This is a genomic window from Candidatus Protofrankia californiensis (assembly GCF_900634765.1).
Classification (GTDB): domain Bacteria; phylum Actinomycetota; class Actinomycetes; order Frankiales; family Frankiaceae; genus Protofrankia; species Protofrankia californiensis.
In genome coordinates, this window is the sequence record NZ_CAAAFT010000059.1 from 1 (window position 1) to 3,247 (window position 3,247).

At 69.4% G+C, this 3,247-nt stretch carries 4 protein-coding genes; 3 read left to right on the forward strand and 1 reads right to left on the reverse strand.

Annotated elements, in window-relative coordinates:
* The 3 genes from DD1DGNOD_RS03260 to DD1DGNOD_RS03270 all read left to right on the forward strand — a co-directional run.
* A partial coding sequence (locus tag DD1DGNOD_RS03260; protein ID WP_131769411.1) for an NAD-dependent epimerase/dehydratase family protein occupies positions 1-835 on the forward strand: 835 nt, incomplete at its 5' end.
* Positions 828-1,340 carry a GNAT family N-acetyltransferase gene (locus tag DD1DGNOD_RS03265; protein WP_131765155.1) on the forward strand — a complete coding sequence of 171 codons (513 nt, stop codon included), beginning with the start codon at positions 828-830 and terminating at the stop codon, positions 1,338-1,340. The genes DD1DGNOD_RS03260 and DD1DGNOD_RS03265, both read left to right, overlap by 8 nt.
* Positions 1,341-1,583: 243 nt before the next feature.
* Positions 1,584-2,678, forward strand: coding sequence for an SMODS domain-containing nucleotidyltransferase (locus DD1DGNOD_RS03270; RefSeq protein WP_131769412.1), 1,095 nt, complete (start codon positions 1,584-1,586; stop codon positions 2,676-2,678).
* A gap of 35 nt (positions 2,679-2,713) precedes the next feature.
* On the opposite strand, the gene DD1DGNOD_RS03275 is transcribed toward DD1DGNOD_RS03270, so the two are convergent.
* A partial coding sequence (locus DD1DGNOD_RS03275) for an MMPL family transporter (protein ID WP_241255436.1) occupies positions 2,714-3,247 on the reverse strand: 534 nt, incomplete at its 5' end.

Here is a 3,247-nt window from a genome sequence, read left to right on the forward strand (position 1 = left end):
CGCTGGGGTGCGGCGCCGGCCGGCGCCGCTTACCGACAGTGAGCTGCGCTGGGTGACGCTCGAGGGCACCACCGGGGTGCTGGACGCCTGTGAGCGGGCTGACGTCGGCCGGGTTGTGCACATCTCCTGCGTGAGCGTGCTGGGCAGCTCCTTCCCGGATCTGGTGGACGAGAGCGCGCCCGTCACGGCCACCGGTCTGGCGCGTCCCGACGCGCTCGCCGCGGCGGAACGCGCGGCGGTCACCGCCGCCGCTCGGGGACTGCCGGTGACGGTGCTGCGGGTCGGTGACGCCTATGGTCCGCGGGCCGGCCGGTGGACGTTGTGGCCGCTGCTTCTGTTGCGGGCGGGGCGCTTTGTCCTGGTGGACGGCGGCCGCGGGCTCCTGAGCCCGATCCACGTCGACGATCTGACCTCGGCGGTCGCCGCCGTCACCGAGGCCGGGGAAGCCGCCGGTGAGATCCTGCACGTGACCGGCGGCGAGCCCGTTGCCGCGTCGGACTTCTTCGGCCGGTATGCACGGATGGCCGGGGTGCCCCTGCCGGGACGGGTGCCGGCGGCGCTGGTACGCGCGCTCGACACCACCGATCGGGTGCTTGCCGGACGTGGCTGGTTGTCCGGGCGGGTGACTTCGCTGCTGCACCCCCGCGGCTATGTGGATCTCGGCCCGCTGACGCTGGCCGAGCTGACCCGTACCGGAACCTACTCGATCGCGAAGGTCCGGCGGCTGGCGGGTTGGCAGCCGCGCATCGGTCTGGACGAGGGGATGGCCCGCACCGAGGTGTTACTGAGGGAGCGAGGACTGCTCGGCGTTGCGGAGCCCGCCCGCCGTGGGTGAAGGGCCAACCCTGACGACACTGCGTCTGCTCGCGCTCCCGCTGACCGTGTGGAACGCCGGGTTCGTCGCCGAGGAGCTCGGACCGCTGCTGGTGGGCACGCACCTGCACCGGGTGCAGGGGATCACCGTCGACGTGACCGGTGATCCCACCGAGGCGTTACGCCGTGCCCTGCGCCGCCGTGCCAGCGCTGGTCGTGGCGTGATGACCTGGACGGTTCGTGGTGACGACTCGGCGGCTGTCGGTCTGCTGGCGGTGGACGCGTTCGGCCGGCGCGCGCTGGTGTCGGTGTCCATCGGGCGTCCCTACCGGCGTCATGGCTATGCCACCGAGGTGTTGCGGGCGCTGGCCGGCTGGCTTGAGTTCCACGGTTCGGTCCTGGTCGAGGCACGGTTGCGCATGGGTGACCGGACGGGCGAGCGACTGGCTGTCGCGACCGCATTTGTTCCCACCAGCATCGTCCTGCCCGACGGCTGGCGGGTCTGGTACCGTCCGCCACCGTCCTGATCCTCTCCGACTTCTCCGATCTTCCCTGTTTCTGCCTGATCCGGCCGCTTCGGTGACGCAAAGCGACTAGTTTGGCCCCGATGTTTACGGCCAGACAGGATGCGGCACCATAGATGCGATGTCGCGAATGGGGTGGTGTGGGCTGACCACTGACTTCGCAACTCCGTGTCGGCTGATCAGCCGCGCGTGTCCTGGATGGGGGGACCGTACGGCTGGCGCGCAGGCGCTTGGGAGGTTCTCAGAGTGAGCGTGGAAACCCAACGCGAAGCCGCGTCCACAAGAATGCCGAATGGATCAGTTCCCGGGCCGCACGCGTCGGAGGTCACATATGACCATTTGATCATTCCGCCGCACTGGCGCCGTCCGGACGACTCCGGGCCAGGAGCGCACAACCCACTGTTTGCGGATAATCTCGGTGCCGGCTCGGCGAACCCGCCGACAGGCCCGATCACCGGTGCCATGACCGGCCCCCTGCTGGTCGGTACCACCGCCCGCGCCTTCGCCAAGCTTGACGACCTGATCCGGCTCAACGCCGACGACCGCGCGGTCATCGACGCCCGCCGCAACGACGCCGAGCAGGCCCTGCGCGCGATCTTCCCGCCGCGGTGCGCGCTGCCTCTCGTCGGCGTGGCGACCATCGGCTCCGCGGGCCGTGACACGATGATCCGTCCAGTGGACGAGGTCGACATCTTCGTGGTCTTCAGCGCGGCCAACAGCGCCTGGAAGCGCTTCCGCTGGGACTCACGCGATCTGCTGCTCTGCGTCCGCAACGCGATCGGCGGCGACCGCATCCAGATGATCGGTAGTCGTGGCCAGGCGATGCGCGTCGTCTACAACTGCGCGCCGGACGTCCACCTCGTGCCCGCTTTCGACCACCCGCGCGCGGGCTATGTCATGCCGGACTGTGTCGGCGGCTGGCTGCCGACCCGCCCTGAGCGGCACGCCAGCTGGATGGCGGACGCCGGCCCCCGGGTCGTCTCGGCCGTCCGGCTGCTCAAGGCGTGGAACAGGGTCTGCGGCAGTCGTCTGCGTTCGTTTCACCTGGAGGCACTTGCCGGCAAAGTTCTGATCAACCGCGGGCTGAACACCCGGCAGGCGCTGGCAGCGGTCTTCCAGCACATCGAGGACAGGGGATTCACCGCCTATGATCCCGCGGAAGTCGGCGGTGACCTGTCGACCTACCTGCAGCCGCAGGACATCGACGCGCTCCGGGAACCGGTGGCCTTCGCTCGCGTCCACGCCGGTGACGCGGTCGAGGCGGAGCAGGCCGGCCGGCACGAGGAGGCGGTCAACCTCTGGCGTCTGATCTTCGGCCCGGAGTTTCCAACCTTCGGTTAGCCGGCCGGAGGCCTGGTCGGCCAAAGGCCGCGCGATCATGTTTTTCCCGCGCGGCCGGAGGCCCCAGAAGGCCTGACAGCGGCAACGGGGCCGTTGTCAGAGCTTTTGAAAGGACCGATGCCCGCCGTTTCGGGCTGGTCCGGCAGCAGCTTCGCGAGGCGGCTGGGCCACCAGATTTTCGGGCCGATGTCGATGGCGAGCGCGGGGACGAGAATCGAGCGCACCACCAGCGTGTCGAGCAGCACGCCGAAGGCCACCAGGAAGCCGACTTCCGCAAGCTGTACCAGCGGGAGGATGAACAGAGCCGAGAACGTGGCTGCCAGCACGACCCCGGCGGAGGTGATGACGCCGCCGGTGACGGCCAGCCCGTGGCGCACCCCCGGTCGCGCGCCGATTCTCCCGACTTCTTCCCGGACCCTTGTCATGAGGAAGATGTTGTAGTCGATGCCCAGCGCCACCAGGAAGATGAACCCCAACAGCGGCAGGGAGGGATCAGCTCCGGCGAAACCGAACAGCCAGTCATAGGCCAGCGCGCTCGCGCCGAGCGCGGCGAGGAACGACACCACCAC